The sequence below is a fragment of the Vulcanisaeta moutnovskia 768-28 genome, assembly GCF_000190315.1.
Classification (GTDB): Archaea; Thermoproteota; Thermoprotei; order Thermoproteales; family Thermocladiaceae; genus Vulcanisaeta; species Vulcanisaeta moutnovskia.
The window spans coordinates 1,559,653-1,578,692 of record NC_015151.1; the positions used below are offsets into that span (position 1 = coordinate 1,559,653).

The window sequence follows — 19,040 nt, forward strand, 5'->3', positions numbered from 1 at the left end:
TTAAGCTTTTTAATCAGCACCGCTAACTTCGGCTTCAGAGGACCTGGCTTCGGCGAGTTCGGCTAGTCTCGAAATAACCCTCTCCTCACTAATTATGTCCCTAATGGAGATGACACCGCGTAATTTATCACCATCCATAACCACTAGATGCCTTATCTTATGGTCATTCATTAGCAGGGCAGCCCTATAAATGCTGTCCTTGGGACCCACTGTTATTAAATTCCCTACAGTACCAACCTCGGTTACCTTAGCATTAAGGTCCTTGCCACGGGCCAACGCCTTTATTACGTCTCTCTCAGAAATAACACCAATTGGCTTACCTGCATTATTAACAATTACTAATATACCCACATTCTCCCTACTCATTATGTTAACTGCATCCTTAACCCTGGCATTCTCACTTATTACGAGCGGTTCCCTTTTTATTACTTTGTCAACGGTAAAGCTCATCGACAAATGTCGCATATAATCATTTATAAACTTTATGCGTTATTTAAAATGATAAACCATTATAAATAAGAGCTGAAGGAAAATGATAAAATAATTTAAAAAGAGAATGCGATCATTATTAAGTAATGGCATATTTAATAAACCAGTTCATAATTGGAATCATGATCTTCGTAATATTGCTCATTATGTCAATAATAGGATTGAGAATTAAGACCGTGATTATTCATGAACTAACAAGGCATTCCCGCACTGGCGATACCTGCCCACTCTCTATGGATTTAATCATAGTGAATACCCTGAGACGGGCAACAATTGTACTAAGGGGTTTTTATGCATACATTACCATGTACTTCATTAGGGATGATGGTTCCGTAATACAATTCTTTAGGGGTTACATACCCTCATTGAGCAATACTTGGAGAATAATGGATTTCTCACCAAGCATTAGGCTGTTTAACCTTGCCGTGAGCAGTGATGGAATAGGCATTACCGATATATTGATACCATATCCATCATCCCTAGAATTACCTGGCAGTTTAATATCACCATTTGACATAAGGACTGGGGAGCCGACGGGTGTGGTTAATTTCCTCAGCATTAGGAGGGCTTTGTCATCAGAACTTGGTGAAAAGCTTGTTCAGTCAATGAGCCTCGCTGAGATTGTTAGGAGGATTAAGTTAGACATATCATTTTATAACGGTGTTAATCTCACGAAATACTCCACGTCATTACTAAGGCTTCTGGCTAATGCCGGCATTCAGGTTGATGGTGAGGTTAGGGTCATTGAGGGTTCTGTGGATACGAACCTGAGAAAAGTAATTAATTGTCCATATCTCTTTAGTCATGTGGCGTGCCTAGGTAAGGCGTTTAGGACTACGTGGGTTTGGTTAACGATCATTGAGGCAATCCTCGGTCTTGCCTATGCATTCATTCCCTCCCTATTTGTATTATTGATAGGTGCACCAATAATATACGTGTTAGTGATATTACTGCTATCATTACCAAGAATTACCTAACAACACTGTATGGGCAATACCTCCTATGCTCACAGCCTGAGCATAATCCCCTACTGGGTGATGGCCTTGGATTTCTAAGCCCAAGCCAATAATCGAGGGAATAATCCACATCCTTAAGGAAATCATTGAAGTCTCTAACGTTGATCCTATGGATAACAACGTACTTCGTCAATCTCACAAAATCCTCACCACCATCCAAGGATCTAATGATTAGGTCTATATTATCAATTATTCGAAATTCTGATCCCCTAACAATCTTTATGATGGCTGCACCCCGTGGGTTAAGCCCCAGGTAATTCATCATATGGAAGTACGACTCTGCCTGTAGCGCCTCCCTACCCCTCATGAATTTCAGATTTGTCGAATTATTAGTGGTCTTTAACTCTAATATGTACGTGGGCTTATTATCCAGGTTTATTATTAAGTCGGGAAGACCGAGGATTGGTACGTTTCTTCTAATCATTACAAGCGAAGCCTCCTGAATAAAAGGCTTACTAAAGTCTGCATAGCCAATCCAGTTCTTCATTTTAGAATTGAAGAAGTAGACGCCCTCCTCACCGCGATTAACTATGATGGGGTTCCAACCAAGCTCAAGCCCAAGCCCATCCTCATTAACACCAAGCTGCCTTGAATGTTCCTGGAGCCCATTAATTACGCCTTCATTAACAATCCTACCCCTCAAGTAGTCTAGGTGTATCCTGTATTCACAACCATGTATTTGTGAACCAACGTAACCTGACATTAAAAAGAGCACTCCATGCTTAAGCCTGGGTATGGTAAATTCCTCATTACCCCAATGAAGCACGGCATATTTACCAACTAATTCCATGCATGGCACAGTGTCGAGCCTGGGCAAATGAATCACCTAAGTAACTTATACTATGAAATACACATAGCGCTAACTATAAAGTATTACCCTGGCAATGCAATTATGAAGAATGAATCAGTAGACCCGCGTTCTCTAAGGTTTATAATCCCAGTAATATGGCGTGGTTGTGGGTAAAGTAAAGATTGTGGCGACCATAGGACCGACCTCGGAAAAAACAGAGGTGTTAAAGGAGCTCATTAAGTATGTTGATGGAATAAGGATAAACTTCTCCCACGGTAATACCGAGGAGTGGAAGTCCAGGATATTAAACGCCAGGGAACTTAGGAGTGATATCGCCGTACTTGGTGATTTAAGAGGCCCTGGAGTTAGAACAGGAAGCATGAAACCCCTAACACTCAATACTGGCGACTCTGTGGAATTCAGACTCGCTGAGGAGGCAGTTGGGAATTTCGTGCCAATACCTAATCCATCATTCTTTAGGGTTATAACGATTGATGATATTATCGTGATGAATGACGGCAGATTAAGACTGCGTGTTGATAGGGTTTCGGGAAATAATGCGGTTCTCACGGCATTAACTGCTGGGATTATTGCCCAGGAGAAGGCCGTGGTTATTAAGGGTAAGGATTACCCATTACCAATACTTGATGATTATGATAGAGAGGTCCTTAAGTTCGCTGTGGAGGTTGGGATGGACTACGTGGGTGTGAGCCACGTTAGGAGTTCTGACGATATTGAGGAAGTTAGGACCGAGTTGAGGAGGCTTGGTGGTGATTGGATAAAGCTTGTGGCTAAGATTGAGGGTCCCGACGCTGTTAGGAACATGAAGGATGTTGTTTGCTCGAGTGATTATGTGATGGTGGCCAGGGGTGACCTAGGTATGCACTTTGACCTTGAGGAAATACCCAGGATACAGACGGCAATAATTAAGGAGGCCCAAAAATGCGGTAGACCTGTGATGGTAGCAACACAGTTATTGGAGTCAATGATTGAGCAACCAGTGCCGACTAGGGCTGAGGTTGTGGATATAACGAATGCGGTCACGGAGGGCGTTGATTCATTATTATTAACTGGCGAGACCGCCGTTGGTAAATACCCTGTTGAGGCTGTGCAATGGTTGAGGAGGGTTGCCAGTGAGTATGAGGATGAGGTCCATGTCGAGAGGGATGTGATGGCGAATATAACCGATAGGCTCGCCCTGGGCATCGTTCAGTTGGCTGAGGATATTGGTGCAAAGATAGTCATTTACTCGAGGGGTGGTAGATTCGTCGAGGCCATTTCTAGGTATAGGCCTAGGGTGCCTACCTACGTTGGTGTCAGTGATGAGAGAATAATGAGGAGGTTAAGGCTTTATTGGGGTGTGGAGCCTATACTAATTGGGAATATTAGGGAATACGATGAGGGCGAGAGGGAGACACTGAATCAGTTAATAAGGGGTGGCTTGATTGCTAAGGGTGACCTTGTCCTTCTGACACATGGGGTTATAGACACATACAATGACTATAGTATAAGGATACTCAGAGTCTAAACTTGATCTAGGCAATGCCTTCTACGCGTGATTAAGTAAATGACATAGGCGAGACCCGCGCTAATGGCTAGGAAGAATACACCGATTAATGCGTAACCCATGATTAATGACCTTATTGATAGGTATAGGAACAATAATGGTATTAGCGATGCCAGTACTAGGCATAGGTAATTCATGTAATTGGGCTTGCCATGGGAAGTACTTGTTAAGCCGGTTATCCTCAATGCATCGCCGATCCTCTTACCATTTGGCTCAAGGTAAAGCTTAACATAACCAAGCCTTACTAATTCATCAACGACCCTTCTCTCATCCTCGTTCAATGAATCGTAGGCAATCCTACCCCTACTCAAAACCTTCCTAAGCAACTCCTTACCCTTCTCACTTAATTCATCCATCTCAGTATCACCTCATTAATTATATCAGATGATGATAGCTGCCTAAATAGGACATTACGGGATTTAAGTAGCTCAATTGCCGTATTGAGTTTAACGGAAACATCATCAACGCTTTCACCGTAAATTACCAGGTAATGATTATTATTATCACTAATTACGGCTCCGAGACCAATAATATCACGAAGCAATGAGTAGTCCAAGGTACTAATTAATAATGCCGAGATCCACCTATCACCAATGCGTACTACCCCTTCGCCAACACCAACACTGAGACAGACCCTGCTCAACCTTAAATCATTAACTCCCTGAGAGGACACACTCCTTAATACCCTAACCCTAGTCGTGACAACCCCCTCCGCATTCACACCACCCCTCCTACGCCTAATAACAAGGAAGTAAATTGCTAAAATAACGGCAAACACGATAATAAATAGTACGGGACTTATTATGAATAGCAGGAAAGACGCTAAAGCACCTAGGATCCAATACCAATTTTTCCTTAAAAAATCACTAAACATTATTGCCTTCAGAAATTAGCGGTCGAAGAATCTAATTAATTAATTGGATAAAAAGAGAGAGAAACATTGGGAGAAAAACATCATTAGACGCGAGTTAATGACTCTAAACTCATACAAATCCACGTGAGGCATGACGAAGCAAGCAGATAAATGCTTTATTAGGCATGTATTGAATCAACGTAGCTAAACACCTGCCACAATCCAACTTTTACACTATAAATTAAAATTACAACCTTTATAAGAAACCGCAATATAAATCAAGAACAGTATGTCCAAGAAGGAGAAGAAGGAAGAGGGAAAGAAGGAAGAGAAGAAGGAAAAGAAGAAATAAGCCGATACGTTAGTTACGAAAGCGATACTCATTAAAAATAAATCTATATTTTCTTCCCTTTAATCTTCAATAATTTCCTAAGTCACTATGAATAAATAAAAATAATACCTAAAATAATTGCCTTGGCCAGCCATACACCCAGCCACGGCATAACTCCCCTTCTGTACCATTCGTCTAAGGCCCTACCCGGACCTCACCCGTGGAGATCACAGGTCCCTATTTGGGCCATTATCCCCTGACGACCTCTCGGTCGGCGGGTTGCCCCGCGGGGATCCACGGTATTGTGGGGAAGTTTCCTCAGGCGAGCCGTTGCCGGGCTCGCCCGGTTATTGGCCGTGGCTGGGTGTATGGCCGCAGACTAATTATTGCCTTGCCCGATATAAAACTTATTCCATTCGATAATGGTTTTGTACCTTTCATATGCTGAAATCTTATTAAACCCTTAATGCCAGTTCGATTTGAATGAGTAAATACATCTACCCGGATGCCATTATTGCGACTGCTGGTCATGTGGATCACGGTAAGACAACACTGGTACATGCGCTTAGTGGCGTTTGGGTTGCTAGGTATAGTGAGGAGATTAAGAGGGCCATGACTGTTAAGCTTGGCTACATAACAATTGGCCTTTATGAGTGCCCATCAATGGATAGTGAGTTTAGGATAATTAGTGATGGTTTGCTTAAGGATGGTAAGTGCCCTAATGGTGATGAACCTGCACTTAAGAGGAAGGTGTCAATACTTGATGTGCCTGGCCACGAAGTCCTAATAAGCACCATGATATCCGGTATTTCCTACATCGATGCCGCTCTCCTAGTGATTGACGCATCAATGCCAGTACCTCAGCCACAGACTGAGGAGCACTTCACGGCATTGACGATAATGGGCCTTAACAAATTAATTGTCGTTCAGAACAAGCTCGACCTAGTGAACAAAGAGCAGGCGCTTGAGAATTATAAGCAAATTAAGCAGTTTCTTGGTAATACGTGGGCCAAGAACTCGCCGGTAATACCCATATCCTCACTACATAAGGTCAATATAGAGGTCATATCCACATTAATCGATAAGCTAGTACCACCTAGGGAGGCCTCTGGTGGTGATTTCAGGATGTTTGTCCTTAGGAGCTTCAACGTTAATAAGCCAGGCACTTCACCAGATAAGTTGGTTGGTGGTGTGCTTGGTGGTACGGTTATTAAGGGCTCAGCAAAGGTAAATGATGAAATCGAGATAAGACCAGGCCTTAAATTGGGTAATAAGTATGAACCGATAATCACAAGGATCGTTAGCATAGCAATCGGTAATGAACGTATTGAGGAGGCTAGACCAGGTGGCTTAGTGGGTATTGGTACAGAGCTTGATCCGGCGTTAACGAAGGCTGACTCTCTCGTTGGTAGTGTTGTTGGTAAGCCTGGCACATTACCACCTGTATGGAGTGAGTTAACCCTTGAGTTTCATAGGATTGAGAAACCTGGTGATCAAGCGTTAAGGGATGTGACGTTTAAGCCCAGGGATATTGTAATGGTGCATGTGGGTTCAGCAGCAGTGATGGGTATTGTGAAGGGATTCCATGGTGGTAAGCTCGATATAACGTTGAGGAAGGCGGTCTCTACAGAGCAGAATTCCAAGGTGGTCATTACTAAGCAGGTTAATAATAGATGGAGGATTGTTGGTTATGGAATACTTAAGGATGGTAATACGGTCCTTGAGTGAGTTTTAATGGATTTTAAAATAGAGTGTGCAGTCTTTGACACCAGTGCGTTATTACTTATGTTTACTGAGGGTGTGCGAGCAATTGACCAGGTCCTTAAAATTATCAATACACTAGTAATACCGGTAATACCATACCCAGTATTTAATGAGTTGGTAAAGTTGAGTAGGGGTAGGCCTAGGACAGCTAGGGCGTCAAGTAACGCCCTTAATTACGTTATTAATAACTTCTCAATTGCTAAGGCTTATGGCTCACCAGATGATTCTGTAATCGAGGTGTCTAGGGCGTATGGTTGTGTTGCCGTGACATGCGACATGAAGTTACTAAGGAGGCTGAGAAATGCGGGTGTTAGAACGATTTATTTAAGGGCGAGTTCAGGTAGATTAGAGGCTGATTTTGAGTAAGGTGATTATGCCGTAACTAGGTATTTGCTGTACTCCCAATCAGTTATTACATTCCAAGTCCTTTCCCAGGGACCAACCCTAGTTAGGTAATCCTCCCACTCATTCTGTTTAGCCCTCAGGTACGCATTCATCAAATCACTTGGAAACTCACTAAATAGGAAGCTTTTAGAAAGCTCCTTAAGCGCATCCTCCAATGTAGTCGGTGTTTCCAAGGTATTGACTAATTCATACGCCACATCCTCTGTCGGTGATGGTGGCTCCCTCCTCTCCTCAAAACCCCTCAGTATCGTCTTTATCATAGCTGCGAAGGCTAGGTATGGGTTCATGCTTGGGTCCGGGTGCCTATACTCAATCCTGTTTATCCTCATTTTATACTGCGGTATCCTAACCATGGCACTCCTATTTGCATAACCCCAAACAATCCTAGTCGGTGCCTCATAATGAGGCACTAACCTCTTGTATGAATTAACGAGTGGGGCAACAAAACTGCTTAATGCCCTTGCATTGCCCAGTATTGAACTTATTGCGTAGCCGCACTCCTCAGTTATCTTCCCCGTATTACTTAGGAATAGGTTCTCGCCATTCCTCCAAACACTAATGTGCGTGTGGGCACCACTACCGTTAACACCCCAGAAGGGCTTTGGCATGAATGTGGCTATTAAGCCGTATTTCTTCGCCATGTCCTTAGCCATAATCTTAAAGTATATCATTTGATCTGCAAGTCTTAATGGATCAATAGCACCTATGTTTACTTCATACTGGCTTGGGGCGACTTCATGGTGAATCTTGGTGTAGTTAATTCCTGCCTTAGCTATTGCCGTTATTAGTTCCTTCATGAATTGAGATTGCGCCGTAGTATTCCAACCATCAAAGTAAATACCAGAATCTGCAAAGACTGGTTTACCACCATCTTCCTTAACCACGAAGAACTCAACCTCAACACCCATTAGGAAATTATAACCCTTAGACTTGGCTTGTTCAAGCGTGTCGTTAAGAATCCTCCTTGGGTCAAGTAGTGATGGTTTATTGGCTATGTCGGAAACCATTGTGAATACGTCAGCCACCTTACCATCCTGCCAATACTCCACGTACACAGCCCTTGGATCCACATATGCAATGAAGTCGCTTTTATTCACTGTTGAGTATGATGGTATTGATGAAGCGTCAAAGGGCATTCCATCGATGAATAGGTCCTTGGCCATGTCTATTGGGACTATTTCTGATCTTGGTGCACCATTGATGTCAATAACTATGAACTTGACATACTTTATGCCCGAGGCCTTTAGGATTCTCCATAAATCGCTTGGTTCGATTTCTAGGTTATTAGTGGGCACGAATAATGTACAAAAGGAGTTTTTTAAGCTTTATTCTTATTATACTTAGTCTTACCATGATTATATATAGAATAAGGGCATTAATAGGTATATTAAATAACCCTAAGCCACTGAACAATGCGGTAATTATTTCGGTCTTGAAACCATGACCCATTTAAAGGAAAGCAAAAGGTTTTATTAATGGGTTTCCTTAGTTGGCGTTGATATGATGCAGATAAAACTTGGATTTGAGGAGTGGCGTAAATTGGGTAAGGAGATTGAGAGGATTGCTCAGAATGAGGAGCTTGAGTTGATAATTAGTATGACCTTTGGTTTTAGTGGTGTTGAAGGCAATGAGGGGGAGAACGAGGAGGAAGAGGGAGTTGAGGAGGGGCATGAGCATCATCACCATCACATAACGGAATTACCTAAGGAAGTTATTGAGGAGCTTGGTTATTTCATGGACACATTAAGGACTAAGTATAATGCGAAGATGGACCATCATGTACATGGTGATCATGCGGGTGTTGTGGCTTCAATAATGATTAATGGTAAGGATGCCATTAGCATATTTAGGAATATAATTGATGATGCCAGGAACTGCGAGAACTGTATCCTGGCCGGTATTGATGGGGAGCTTCACCTTGGTAATGATGTCAGTGTAATATTCTTTGGCGATAGTTATAAGTTGACATTCATATTACCGGCGCAGGATGGCAGGCGATTAATAATTAGTGAGGTAAATACCTAGGGTTTAACACCGAGGTAAATCTCAATATACCTCCTCATTGTGTTATAATCAACGGCACCAATTACCCTATAAACCTCCTCATCATTCCTAAGCAATATCGTGGTTGGTATGGACATGACACCATACCCAGCAGCCACCTCTGGGTACTCATCAACATCAACTCTACCAAAGAATACCTTACCAGCAAATACCTGGGCCAACTTATTAAGTATGGGCTCCATTATTCGGCATGGTACGCACCAATCAGCGTAGAAATCAATCACGGACACAAGGCATTTCTTAATCATTGAGTTTAGATTATTATTATCAAGAGATATGATGCCGGTAGGACACATTACTGACTTAGCGCCTATTGACTGCTCCTTGGTACTCATTAACATCCTCCTATACATACGTTCAATTAATTCCCGCTCCTCGTCACTCATTCAATCAATAGAATATTATGCCTTTAAAAACCACTAGCGCCTATTCATTAATTACTGACTATGGCTATGAATACGTAATGCCATACACCCTACCAATATTATCTACACAAATCCTATATAGGAAATCATCATTAATAATACCATTAACCACGTAACCCCTCAACTTCTTAACCAAGGTCCACGGCGGTATCACGGCGCCTGGCCTCTTTGGATCATCAATGAAGTCACTCTCCACAACAAAACTCGGCCCATGCTTAACGGCATCCTCAAACTCCCCTCTCCTACCCATGGGTATTGATGGCATTACGTTACTATTATATGCTGTGTCAATGGTTACGGGCTCTGCATGATGCATAACAACGCTATAGGGCCTATTACCCACCCTCCTCATCATATCCGTGATTGACAACGCTGTCCTAACACCATTCCTCTCCAGGTGTAGGTGCAAAACTGCGTTAACGTCCTTAGCAACCCTAAACGCATATTCTATTAGCTCGTTGAAGAAATTAACAACGTCATTAGGCGCCTCCCAATGAGGTCTACCAATCTCACCAATCCCCACGGCCTTACCCTCCCTAACATACTCAGCTGCCAAGTCGATGCCCTTCTCCATGAATTTACGTACATCCTCCCTGGACCAACCCCTCCTAAGTAATTCATAACCCTCAGCTGGGTGTAAGCCGACAATGGCTACGGACTTAACACCCTCCTCATTAATTATCCTGGTGGATTCCACGGTTATATCGTACATCCTCCTAACACTATCAAGATCCCCAGGTGTTAACCCCAGGCTCCAGGTTAATAGGGCTACTATTACGATGAACTTACCACCCTCCCTCCTAAACCTCCTGGCCAACTCCCTAGGGCCCATACCGATTACTGGGTTTGTATGTGCATGGTTATCGCAGAGTGGTAAGTCCTTATTCCGCATAGTCATTATGAGTTCATGTTTTTATTAGCCTAAATTAATAATCCTTCCGTAGTGTTACTCGGTAATCAATTATTGAATGCCCTAAGGGACCTCGGCATTCACAGACTGTGCATACCCCGTAAACTCAAATGCAATTATTACTTACCGCAGTGCATTGCCGTGAATTTATTGCTAGGTAAGTACGTACTTTGCCTAGGTGGTTTTGGTGGTAATGTTATTTCGAGAATTAATGACCTAGAGATACTATCGTTATTATCAATGGGGGCATTACCATGTGATGCCTACCTAGCCAAGCCAAGTGATTGTACGGCATCACTGGACCTACTCATGGATATTCCCCAGAAGCCTCGCTTCATAGTTGATCTATCCCTTTGGAATGAGCATACGGATTCTGAGAAGAATGAACTCATAGAGCAGGTATTAACCTCAATAAATACAATAAGGAGATATCTCTGGGACTCTAACCTGGAATTAACGAGTACACCTAGTGAGTTTCTCGAGAGAATCGGCAAATTTGCTAGGGGATTTAGGCACGGTGTAGTTATTAGACGGGATAAACCGATTATTCATGATAACGCCGTAATGCTTGACCCGGAGGGTGATTGCGTACTTAGTGAGCAATTAATTACTAGGATCTCCACCTTCGTGATAGGCGGTATTGTGGATAAGGAAAGAAGGATTAAGGATGGGACAGGTAGGTTGTATGGATTGTTGGGATTAAATGTACCTAGGTGTAGGATTGAGCTTAGGGGCTCGGTGATTGGTGTTCCTGATAGGATAAATAAGATAATTGAGATAATATTAATAGCACTCCTTGAGACGGGCAGTATTGAGGAGGCAATAATTAGGATGATGTCAAAAAGAGATAGGGTGAATAGGCTGTTCTATGAATTACAGAGGGCGGCCTATAGATTACGTGGGGAGGGTAGCACCGTGTTCGTGATACCAAGGTCCTTGATTAATAGGATTAATTGGGTCAATGCTTCCGATAAGGAGGTGGAACTTGTGTTGAGGAAATCCCATATTTACGTGATTGATGATGAGGAATTAAGTAAGTACTTATTACTTGGTATGGCTAGGCCTGGCCCTCTAACGTATAAGTACGTAAGTAAAGCATAAAAACTAACTAGGTGTTTGACGATCAATTATGCCAAGACCAGCATTAAGGTCAAGGAAATTAAGGAGGACGCAAACCAGGACGCCAGGCGGTAGACACGTGGTTCATTATAAAAAGAGATTTGCATCTAAGCCTAGGTGTGCTATCTGTGGTAGGCCACTGCAGGGCGTTGATGAGACCAGGGTTAAGGCGAGACGCGTTGCTGGTTTAACAGTGTCAAGGCCATACGGTGGTTACATTTGCCATAGGTGTTTGGCGTTGGCTCTTAGGACGGCTGTACGATTATCAGCGACGTGATTAAGATGGGCGTTATAGCCATTAGTGGACAAGCAGCTAGTGGGAAGACCACAGTGGCTAGGGAATTAGCTAATAGACTGAATTATAGGTTTGTGTCCATTGGTGAGTTATTTAGGAAAATCGCTATTCAAAGGGGTGTTTCATTGCTTGAGCTTCATAGGATTGCTGAGACTGATTTTAGTATTGATAGGGTTGTTGATGAGGAAACCATTAGGGAGGCTAAGAAGGATAATGTAGTTATTGAGGGTCACTTAGTTGCTTGGATGCTTAAGGATGTGGCTGATGTACGTATTTACCTGAAGGCCGACATTAGGGCTAGGTCACAGAGACTGTTAATTAGGGATGGTAAATCAATTGAGGAGGCACTGAATGAGATTAAGACCCGTGAGGAGTCCAATAGGAGGAGGTACCTGGCTATTTATGGGATTGATATCAATGATATCTCTATCTTCGACTTAATCATTGATACTACGTACATAGATGCCAAGAAGGTTGTCGATATTATCTACGAATACGTATATAATGTATTACGTAACAAGGGTAAATTTTAGACTGTGACCCTCCAACCACACCTGCTTAACCTAGTATTTTTCGATACGCCCTTAGCCATGTATAAATTGACTCACCGCCAGCCACGTACTTGTCCTTCATGAGCCTATAGGCAGATACGTAGCCCTTATAGACAAGATATGCATAGTAACTGTTGAGTTTTGCCTTAATTACGTTTGGTTTATCTGACTTAGCCATTAGGAGCGCCATGTGATACGCGTAGTATTCCCTGGTCTTTACATCACCATTCCACCACTTATCATACAATGTGTCGAGAAAGCCCAGGTACTCATCAATCTTGTCCTTGAATGGATCCCTCACATACTTCGTCAGCACGTCCTTCAACTCATCCTTCCATGTCCTAACCTCCTTAGGTTGTATAACGCTCATCAAAGTAATTAATTGTTTTTCTTTCTATTTAAATCTTTCTCTTTTTCATACAAAGAGAAAATGATTGCGGCACTCTCAATTACTTAATAATAGACTTGTTTTAACCCCTGAATTGCTTAATAAATATTGTACTGCTTGGTATGAGTACTTAGCTATAATTTTTAGTAATGTATATGATAAGTAACCTAATTTATAAACAACGTAGCCCCCTACATACAGTAACTCGCTTACTTGCTTATTACCAATACTGAGTATATACGCCTTTAACTCAGTCTTAAAGGGCGCGACTATTGAGTATATTAGGGCTAGGGCGACTATTATCAGTAATATCTCGAAGAATATCCTAACCGCACTCATATTAATTACTCCATGTTTATTCTTAAAATAAATTAATTAAATATTTTGATTGAATATAGGATGTCGCATCATAGGTAGAATGCTATTGATGCATAGCCCACGGTTTCTAACGTATATCCACTAGTATCACCAGACGTAGCGTGCCTGAGGAGGATAACGTTCCTAACACCAAGTTTCTTAGCTGCAATTATTGCCGTTGCGATGGCGCCATAACCGCAGGCTGATACGTCATAACGCTCAATAGCATCGAAGAACGAATCCTCATCAAGCCTAAGGACTGGGTCGATAGCCCTCATGTCCTTTTCCGTTGTTATTTCATGAGGTTCATAGTGATTCCAATCACTTGAGGCTACATAAACTATGGAGCCAAGTTCATGACCCGAGATTACATCAGCTATTGCATTACCAAGATCCCTAGCAACCTCCTTCGTCTGTCTCCAAATGATTATTGGCACGATCTTCACGTCATTACCGAATATATATTGAATAAAGGGTAATTGAACCTCAATAGAATGCTCCTGAGTGAAGGCGTACACGTCAGGTTCCAGGTACTTAACCCTGCTCATTAATTCCTTAGTCACATCCGAATCAACCTCAACCACTCCAAGTGGCGTCTCCCAAGTACCTTCTGGATATATAGCCACTGGCGCACCAACGCCATAGTGATTAGGTCCAATTAATATGAAGGTCTTTGGTTTGTGAAACCTATAGATCTCGACGAAGGACATGGCGGCTACAGGGCCTGAGTATATATAACCAGCATGTGGAACTATTACAATTGGTACGGCCTTATACCCCTCACGGGGCTGCCTAATCAGTTGACCTGGCCCTAATGAGTGACTTATCGACCACTCAATCTGCTTAATTAATTTATCCTTATCAGCCTCATAGAATGCACCTGCAACCGCTGGTTTACGCACCCGAACCATACAGTGATTTAGACTAGACCGGAAAATAAACGCTTTACTTTATAATGATTAGGCAAATAATCAGTGTTTTATTGGGTAATTCCCTCAAGCGATACCTTGACCTCGAATTCTTCAGGTGATACGGGCAGGTCCTCATTCTCCTTCAGCTCGCCTCTAATCCTAAGTACCTGCCTAGCCAGTAACCAGTAAACTAGGGCTAGACTTCTTCTTCCCTTGTTATTGCATGGTATTATTAGGTCTACATAGGATATTGGCGTGTCAGTATCCACAAGAGCAATGACTGGTATACCCATTGTGGCTGCTTCTTCAATTGCCTGCGCATCTGCCTTCGGGTCTGTGGATATGAGTAAGTCAGCCTCTATGTAGTGGTTAAGGTTTGGGTTTGTGAATGTTCCTGGTATGAACCTACCCGTTATTGCCTTGCAGTTAACGAACTTGCAGAACATCTCCACAGGCTTGAAGCCGTATGGCTTAGCCGAGTATGCAACTACCTTCTCGGGGTCATACATGGCGATCATCTTAGCTGCAATCCTAATTCTCTCATCAATCTTCCTCAGGTTAAGTATCCTAAGCCCATCAGGTCTTACTGAGAATACAAAACCTCTCCTCTGCAGATATGCATTTGACACCCTAGTACCAAGCCTAACACCAGCCGCTAGGTAACGCTCAATGGCAATCAATAATTCCTCCTGTGGTGGAACCGGAGCTAATCCCTCCTCACGTGTCTCCTTACGTTCCTCACCCATTGAGAACTACGGTGAAGAATCTGATTAATAAGTATTTCACCACTGAGCACTCACGGTATATCATAGAGAACTAATGCCTAAGTCTCTGGGTCAGTGTTTGATTCATCCTGGCAGCCTTACCCATGTAATCCTGAATTCTAATTAACTCATTGAGCTTAGTAATCCTCTCACCACCAAGTACTCCGCTCTTAATTATTGGTGCTCCAAACCCAACGGCTATGTGAGCCAGCGTCTCATACTCAGTGTCCCCAGACCTATGGGATACCACTGGTACGTAGCCGTTGGATACGGCTAACCTAACGGCTTCCCAAGCCCTCGATAATGTCCCTATTTGGTCGGGCTTTATTATTATGGCATTTGCAGCACCCTCCTTAATACCCCTCGATAACCTGGATGGATTAGTTGTGAATAAGTCATCACCAACGATTAGGCACTTGTCGTTAACGGAGTCCGTTAATTCAGCGAAGGATTGGAAGTCCTCCTCATGGAATGGATCCTCAACATAAATAAGTCCGTACTTATCAATCAATCCCTTAACAAACTCAAGCTGTTCCTTAGGTGTTCTCGAGACTCCCTCATTTGTATATACGTACTTCTCACCATTCCAGAGTGTCGATGCGGCCATATCAACGCCAATACCTATTTCAAAACCCACCCTACTACTGACCTCCTTAACGGCCCTACTCAGGATATCCAATGCGGTATTCGTTGAAATCCTTGCTGACCAGGCTCCTTCGTCATTACGACCGCCCGTGAACGTTGGATCAGCCTTAACCAACTCCTTAAAGACAGTCCTATGGACCTCAATGTTTGCCTTAAGTGCCATGTAAATGTCTGGAGCTCCGTATGATAATACGAGGAATTCCTGAATATCAGGGCCAAGGCCACGGCTATGCTTACCACCACCAATAACATTACCCAGTGGGTATGGTAAATCCCTCGCATTAGCGCCGCCGAGGTGTTGATAAAGCGGTATTTCCAACGCGTTAGCAGCCGCCCTTGCCACGGCCATTGAAGTGGCTATGGCCACCGCACCACCAATTCTAGAGAAGTTCTCTGTACCATCAATTTCCTCAAGCCTAGCATCTACCTCACCCTGTATTGACGCGTCCAGACCCATTAGGTCAGGCGCAACGTTTTTCTCAAACGTACTTATTGCAAGATCAACATTGTCATTGGGGAAGTAAACAACTTCATGAGAACCCCTTGAGGCACCGGCAGGTGCTGCTGCTCTACCATAACCATCCGTTAAGTAAACCTCAACCTCAACAGTCTCCTCACCCCTTGAATTAAAAATTTTCCTGATGCCCAAGTCCTCCATTGTAGTGTCCGGCATAAATCTCAAGTAATTAATGCGATCCAGTATTAATGCATTATTGTATGCAAGTATACGTTTACTTTACGTATACATCTCATTTACTTAAGAATAGCCTTAACAAGATCAATAAGTGGATATAACGTATCGGAATTAATTACGATCCTCGCCGCATTGGCAACCTCCTCATTAACAGGATTATAGGCTATGGAATACCTAGCCCTCCTGAGCATTGGTAAGTCCATATCACTATCACCAACGGCCATCACATAATCCCAATCAAGTCCCAGCCTATTAATTAGATCATTAACTATGTTCTTATTCTCTACATTAACCTTAACAGATATTAATGAGTCATCATTATCAAGCACTAACTCATTACTAATGAAGTAATTAATATACTCCCTAATGGGGATTCCCGTGTAATTCAAGCCACCGCTTACGGCTATTACCAATACGTCATTATCCCTAAGGAATTTTAGTAATTCCAGTGTACCTCTCCTTAGGGTTACAGGGACCTCAACCCAGCTCCTCGGTACACCCATCCAGAGAAGCGCATCGACAAGTGCCCAATCCCTATAATTAATAAGCCCTGATGCATAGGCCTCCCTATTCAATGAAGCCCATTCCTCGGTGCCGAGTACCCTATGTAGGTGCTGCCATGCTGACCTGAAGTACGTTAGAACTCCATCAACATCAAGTATCGCAGCCCTAATCATCACTCAACACCAATACTCACGCCCTTAATTAGTAATTTAATTATGAGAAGTCCATTCCTATACTCCGCGTGGGAGCCTTCCACGGTGACTGACACAGGCAACTCCCTAATGAGTAGGTACTTCCTATTGTTACCCTCAGCCTTAATGAAGAGTTTATCATCATCGAGAAGTTTTACGATTATACTCTCCTTACTAACGCCTGGAACTTCCACCTCAGCAATTACGTGATCACCCTCAATCCTAATCACGTGCTTAGGCTCCCTATATTCACCATGTTCAGGTATTTCCCAATTACCCAAGTCAATCCTAATTGCTATATTCATGTTTCTTCATTAAGTCTTGCATAAAAGCGTTTTTAAAGGCATAATACGTCATTCTCGAGTATGCCCATTGACTTCAGGGATTGGTCCTCAGGTGCGATAACGACACTTGAGATGCGTGTTATAGATAGGAATGCTGCCTACATGGGTGTTGATAGGCACATACTCATGGAAAATGCGGGCAGGTCTGTGGCCACTACGGTTATTGAGAGGTACCCGAAGGTCCGGAGGATACTTGTTGTTGCTGGATTGGGTGATAATGGTGGTGATGGTATTGTGGCTGCCAAGTACCTGCATTCATGGGGCAGGGAAGTTAAGGTGGTTCTCCTGGGCCGCATTAGTGATGCTAGGGAGGAGCTTGTTGTGGATAATTTAGGAATTCTTAGGGGACTAAACATAGAGATAATGGAGGCCCCAACGCCCTATGACTTACTTGCCTACCAAGACATTTTTCATCCATGGGCTGAGGTAATAATCGACGCAATAATAGGGACTGGGATAAAGGGTGTTCTTAGGGAGCCGCAGGCCACGGCTATTGAGTTAATTAATAAGTCATCGGCGTATAAGGTGGCTGTTGACATACCCAGTGGGTTGGACCCTGACACTGGTGAGGTTAGGGATATTGCGGTTAAGGCGCACGTCACCGTAACAATGCACAGACCGAAGGTTGGCCTGATTAAGGAGGGCGTTTCCCAGTATGTTGGCGATTTAGTGATTGCTGATATAGGTATTCCCGAGGAGATAGAGCATATAATTGGCCCTGGAGACTTATACTACCTGGGTTATGCCAGAAAACCTGATTCTAAGAAGGGTGATAATGGCCGTGTACTATTCATTGGCGGTTCCAGGGAGTTCACCGGCGCCATTTACCTAGCGGCTAAGGCGTCGCTTAGGACTGGTGTTGACTTGTCGATAGTCATGGCCCCAAGGGATGTGGCTAGGGATATCAGGGCTCATGATCCAAGCATAATAGCGATACCCCTTGATGGTGACTACCTAATGCTTAATCATGTGGATCAAATAATGGAGCAGGTCGGTAAGTCCCATGTGATAGCCATCGGCCCTGGGCTTGGGCTTAGGGAGGAGACTATGAAGGCTGTTGTTGAGTTGGTTTCTAGGGCTGTTGATGTTGGTAAGAAGGTAGTAATTGATGCTGATGCCATTAAGGCGATTGGTGAGTTGAAGAGGCAGGACTTAATCACAAAAAATGTTATTGTAACTCCACACGCTGGTGAGTTTAAGTGGTTGACTGGAATAGACGTGACTAAGGAGGGGAATACATGGTCGAGGGCTTTGATGGTGCGTGATGTGGTTAAGTCTTCATTGAGGGGTGGCATCGTCCTGCTTAAGGGTAATGTTGATGTAATAACTGATGGGCAGAGGTATAAGGTTAATTTCACTGGTAATCCTGGGATGACCGTTGGAGGTACTGGGGATGTACTCACTGGTGTTGTTTCGGCATTAATGGTTAAGGTTCAGGATTCACTTGAGGCAGCTGCAATTGGCGCCTTCATAACGGGACTTGCAGGTGACTTGGCGGCTAAGGACCTTGGTTATCACATAACACCCACTGATGTTATAGAGAACATACCCAAGGTATTTAGGAGGTTAGTGAGTGTTGATGAGATCGTTAACTCATCAATTCATCCACAAGCCCTAAGACTGATTGGTTAGGCATTACTTATCAGAAGCCTGGAAGCTCATC

At 43.2% G+C, this 19,040-nt stretch carries 23 protein-coding genes; 9 read left to right on the forward strand and 14 right to left on the reverse strand.

Going from position 1 to position 19,040, the window contains the following annotated elements:
- Positions 1-9 precede the first annotated feature (9 nt).
- On the reverse strand, positions 10-450 hold the full coding sequence (locus VMUT_RS08060) for a CBS domain-containing protein (protein ID WP_013604928.1): 441 nt from the start codon (positions 448-450) through the stop codon (positions 10-12).
- 125 nt (positions 451-575) lie between these two features.
- Between VMUT_RS08060 and VMUT_RS08065 the strand changes: the two genes are divergently transcribed.
- Positions 576-1,466 carry a hypothetical protein gene (locus tag VMUT_RS08065; RefSeq protein ID WP_013604929.1) on the forward strand — a complete coding sequence of 297 codons (891 nt, stop codon included), beginning with the start codon at positions 576-578 and terminating at the stop codon, positions 1,464-1,466.
- Here VMUT_RS08065 and VMUT_RS08070 read toward each other — a convergent pair.
- Complete coding sequence (locus VMUT_RS08070; RefSeq protein WP_237699630.1) at positions 1,459-2,322, reverse strand: hypothetical protein; 864 nt, start codon at positions 2,320-2,322, stop codon at positions 1,459-1,461. The genes VMUT_RS08065 and VMUT_RS08070 overlap by 8 nt on opposite strands.
- A 133-nt stretch (positions 2,323-2,455) precedes the next feature.
- Here VMUT_RS08070 and pyk point away from each other — a divergent pair, with 133 nt between their 5' ends.
- Complete coding sequence (gene pyk, locus VMUT_RS08075) at positions 2,456-3,823, forward strand: pyruvate kinase (RefSeq protein WP_013604931.1); 1,368 nt, start codon at positions 2,456-2,458, stop codon at positions 3,821-3,823.
- Here pyk and VMUT_RS08080 read toward each other — a convergent pair.
- Positions 3,820-4,218, reverse strand: a complete 399-nt coding sequence (locus VMUT_RS08080) for a hypothetical protein (protein ID WP_013604932.1) — start codon at positions 4,216-4,218, stop codon at positions 3,820-3,822. The genes pyk and VMUT_RS08080 overlap by 4 nt on opposite strands.
- Positions 4,206-4,736 (reverse strand): hypothetical protein, encoded by a 531-nt coding sequence (locus tag VMUT_RS08085; protein ID WP_013604933.1) that lies wholly within the window; start codon positions 4,734-4,736, stop codon positions 4,206-4,208. The genes VMUT_RS08080 and VMUT_RS08085 overlap by 13 nt, the downstream gene beginning before the upstream one ends.
- Positions 4,737-5,529: 793 nt before the next feature.
- On the opposite strand from VMUT_RS08085, the gene VMUT_RS08090 reads away from it, so the two are divergent.
- Both VMUT_RS08090 and VMUT_RS08095 read left to right on the forward strand, forming a co-directional pair.
- Complete coding sequence (locus VMUT_RS08090; RefSeq protein ID WP_013604934.1) at positions 5,530-6,774, forward strand: translation initiation factor IF-2 subunit gamma; 1,245 nt, start codon at positions 5,530-5,532, stop codon at positions 6,772-6,774.
- Positions 6,775-6,780: 6 nt separating this feature from the next.
- On the forward strand, positions 6,781-7,176 hold the full coding sequence (locus tag VMUT_RS08095; protein ID WP_048056966.1) for a type II toxin-antitoxin system VapC family toxin: 396 nt from the start codon (positions 6,781-6,783) through the stop codon (positions 7,174-7,176).
- A gap of 5 nt (positions 7,177-7,181) precedes the next feature.
- On the opposite strand, the gene VMUT_RS08100 is transcribed toward VMUT_RS08095, so the two are convergent.
- Positions 7,182-8,510: a glutamine synthetase family protein gene (locus VMUT_RS08100; RefSeq protein WP_013604936.1), complete on the reverse strand. Its 1,329-nt coding sequence runs from the start codon at positions 8,508-8,510 to the stop codon at positions 7,182-7,184.
- Positions 8,511-8,715: 205 nt separating this feature from the next.
- On the opposite strand from VMUT_RS08100, the gene VMUT_RS08105 reads away from it, so the two are divergent.
- On the forward strand, positions 8,716-9,240 hold the full coding sequence (locus VMUT_RS08105; protein ID WP_013604937.1) for a hypothetical protein: 525 nt from the start codon (positions 8,716-8,718) through the stop codon (positions 9,238-9,240).
- Here the strand turns inward: VMUT_RS08105 and VMUT_RS08110 are convergent.
- Positions 9,237-9,665: a thioredoxin family protein gene (locus VMUT_RS08110; RefSeq protein WP_013604938.1), complete on the reverse strand. Its 429-nt coding sequence runs from the start codon at positions 9,663-9,665 to the stop codon at positions 9,237-9,239. The two genes, VMUT_RS08105 and VMUT_RS08110, sit on opposite strands and share 4 nt — an antisense overlap.
- 64 nt (positions 9,666-9,729) lie before the next feature.
- Positions 9,730-10,596: a TatD family hydrolase gene (locus tag VMUT_RS08115; RefSeq protein ID WP_013604939.1), complete on the reverse strand. Its 867-nt coding sequence runs from the start codon at positions 10,594-10,596 to the stop codon at positions 9,730-9,732.
- A 51-nt stretch (positions 10,597-10,647) separates the two neighbouring features.
- Between VMUT_RS08115 and trm10 the strand changes: the two genes are divergently transcribed.
- The 3 genes from trm10 to cmk are packed head-to-tail and all read left to right on the forward strand — an operon-like array spanning position 10,648 to position 12,561.
- A complete protein-coding gene (gene trm10 / locus VMUT_RS08120) occupies positions 10,648-11,715 on the forward strand; it encodes a tRNA (adenine(9)-N1)-methyltransferase Trm10 (RefSeq protein WP_013604940.1) in 1,068 nt (355 codons plus the stop codon).
- Between the two features lie 28 nt (positions 11,716-11,743).
- On the forward strand, positions 11,744-12,010 hold the full coding sequence (locus VMUT_RS08125) for a 50S ribosomal protein L34e (RefSeq protein ID WP_013604941.1): 267 nt from the start codon (positions 11,744-11,746) through the stop codon (positions 12,008-12,010).
- A gap of 5 nt (positions 12,011-12,015) precedes the next feature.
- Positions 12,016-12,561 (forward strand): (d)CMP kinase, encoded by a 546-nt coding sequence (cmk, locus tag VMUT_RS08130; RefSeq protein WP_048057255.1) that lies wholly within the window; start codon positions 12,016-12,018, stop codon positions 12,559-12,561.
- A gap of 25 nt (positions 12,562-12,586) precedes the next feature.
- On the opposite strand, the gene VMUT_RS08135 is transcribed toward cmk, so the two are convergent.
- The 7 genes from VMUT_RS08135 to VMUT_RS08165 all read right to left on the reverse strand — a co-directional run bounded on the left by VMUT_RS08135 (position 12,587) and on the right by VMUT_RS08165 (position 17,338).
- Positions 12,587-12,949 carry a hypothetical protein gene (locus VMUT_RS08135; protein WP_013604943.1) on the reverse strand — a complete coding sequence of 121 codons (363 nt, stop codon included), beginning with the start codon at positions 12,947-12,949 and terminating at the stop codon, positions 12,587-12,589.
- A gap of 75 nt (positions 12,950-13,024) precedes the next feature.
- Positions 13,025-13,306, reverse strand: coding sequence for a hypothetical protein (locus VMUT_RS08140; protein WP_013604944.1), 282 nt, complete (start codon positions 13,304-13,306; stop codon positions 13,025-13,027).
- 68 nt (positions 13,307-13,374) lie between these two features.
- Entirely contained in the window at positions 13,375-14,235 is an 861-nt protein-coding gene (amrB, locus tag VMUT_RS08145; RefSeq protein ID WP_048056967.1) for an AmmeMemoRadiSam system protein B, read from the reverse strand.
- Between the two features lie 68 nt (positions 14,236-14,303).
- Complete coding sequence (gene rpsB / locus VMUT_RS08150; RefSeq protein WP_013604946.1) at positions 14,304-14,981, reverse strand: 30S ribosomal protein S2; 678 nt, start codon at positions 14,979-14,981, stop codon at positions 14,304-14,306.
- A gap of 70 nt (positions 14,982-15,051) precedes the next feature.
- Positions 15,052-16,317, reverse strand: a complete 1,266-nt coding sequence (gene eno / locus VMUT_RS08155; RefSeq protein WP_148224711.1) for a phosphopyruvate hydratase — start codon at positions 16,315-16,317, stop codon at positions 15,052-15,054.
- An 80-nt stretch (positions 16,318-16,397) separates the two neighbouring features.
- On the reverse strand, positions 16,398-17,015 hold the full coding sequence (locus VMUT_RS08160; RefSeq protein WP_013604948.1) for an HAD-IB family phosphatase: 618 nt from the start codon (positions 17,013-17,015) through the stop codon (positions 16,398-16,400).
- A complete protein-coding gene (locus tag VMUT_RS08165) occupies positions 17,015-17,338 on the reverse strand; it encodes an Hsp20/alpha crystallin family protein (protein ID WP_013604949.1) in 324 nt (107 codons plus the stop codon). The genes VMUT_RS08160 and VMUT_RS08165 overlap by 1 nt, the downstream gene beginning before the upstream one ends.
- A 60-nt stretch (positions 17,339-17,398) precedes the next feature.
- Here VMUT_RS08165 and VMUT_RS08170 point away from each other — a divergent pair, with 60 nt between their 5' ends.
- Positions 17,399-19,009 carry a bifunctional ADP-dependent NAD(P)H-hydrate dehydratase/NAD(P)H-hydrate epimerase gene (locus VMUT_RS08170; protein ID WP_013604950.1) on the forward strand — a complete coding sequence of 537 codons (1,611 nt, stop codon included), beginning with the start codon at positions 17,399-17,401 and terminating at the stop codon, positions 19,007-19,009.
- Positions 19,010-19,040 lie beyond the last annotated feature (31 nt).

What these genes read in the sequence shown, in the direction of transcription:
- VMUT_RS08165 (WP_013604949.1), bottom strand. Translation starts at nt 17,338, where the DNA reads ATGAATATAGCAATTAGGATTGACTTGGGTAATTGGGAAATACCTGAA.
- VMUT_RS08085 (WP_013604933.1), bottom strand. Translation starts at nt 4,736, where the DNA reads ATGTTTAGTGATTTTTTAAGGAAAAATTGGTATTGGATCCTAGGTGCT.
- VMUT_RS08160 (WP_013604948.1), bottom strand. Translation starts at nt 17,015, where the DNA reads ATGATTAGGGCTGCGATACTTGATGTTGATGGAGTTCTAACGTACTTC.
- VMUT_RS08080 (WP_013604932.1), bottom strand. Translation starts at nt 4,218, where the DNA reads ATGGATGAATTAAGTGAGAAGGGTAAGGAGTTGCTTAGGAAGGTTTTG.
- VMUT_RS08170 (WP_013604950.1), top strand. Translation starts at nt 17,399, where the DNA reads ATGCCCATTGACTTCAGGGATTGGTCCTCAGGTGCGATAACGACACTT.
- VMUT_RS08125 (WP_013604941.1), top strand. Translation starts at nt 11,744, where the DNA reads ATGCCAAGACCAGCATTAAGGTCAAGGAAATTAAGGAGGACGCAAACC.
- VMUT_RS08135 (WP_013604943.1), bottom strand. Translation starts at nt 12,949, where the DNA reads ATGAGCGTTATACAACCTAAGGAGGTTAGGACATGGAAGGATGAGTTG.
- cmk (WP_048057255.1), top strand. Translation starts at nt 12,016, where the DNA reads ATGGGCGTTATAGCCATTAGTGGACAAGCAGCTAGTGGGAAGACCACA.
- VMUT_RS08095 (WP_048056966.1), top strand. Translation starts at nt 6,781, where the DNA reads ATGGATTTTAAAATAGAGTGTGCAGTCTTTGACACCAGTGCGTTATTA.
- VMUT_RS08105 (WP_013604937.1), top strand. Translation starts at nt 8,716, where the DNA reads ATGATGCAGATAAAACTTGGATTTGAGGAGTGGCGTAAATTGGGTAAG.
- rpsB (WP_013604946.1), bottom strand. Translation starts at nt 14,981, where the DNA reads ATGGGTGAGGAACGTAAGGAGACACGTGAGGAGGGATTAGCTCCGGTT.
- VMUT_RS08115 (WP_013604939.1), bottom strand. Translation starts at nt 10,596, where the DNA reads ATGCGGAATAAGGACTTACCACTCTGCGATAACCATGCACATACAAAC.
- VMUT_RS08140 (WP_013604944.1), bottom strand. Translation starts at nt 13,306, where the DNA reads ATGAGTGCGGTTAGGATATTCTTCGAGATATTACTGATAATAGTCGCC.
- VMUT_RS08065 (WP_013604929.1), top strand. Translation starts at nt 576, where the DNA reads ATGGCATATTTAATAAACCAGTTCATAATTGGAATCATGATCTTCGTA.
- eno (WP_148224711.1), bottom strand. Translation starts at nt 16,317, where the DNA reads ATGCCGGACACTACAATGGAGGACTTGGGCATCAGGAAAATTTTTAAT.
- VMUT_RS08110 (WP_013604938.1), bottom strand. Translation starts at nt 9,665, where the DNA reads ATGAGTGACGAGGAGCGGGAATTAATTGAACGTATGTATAGGAGGATG.
- amrB (WP_048056967.1), bottom strand. Translation starts at nt 14,235, where the DNA reads ATGGTTCGGGTGCGTAAACCAGCGGTTGCAGGTGCATTCTATGAGGCT.
- VMUT_RS08060 (WP_013604928.1), bottom strand. Translation starts at nt 450, where the DNA reads ATGAGCTTTACCGTTGACAAAGTAATAAAAAGGGAACCGCTCGTAATA.
- VMUT_RS08090 (WP_013604934.1), top strand. Translation starts at nt 5,530, where the DNA reads ATGAGTAAATACATCTACCCGGATGCCATTATTGCGACTGCTGGTCAT.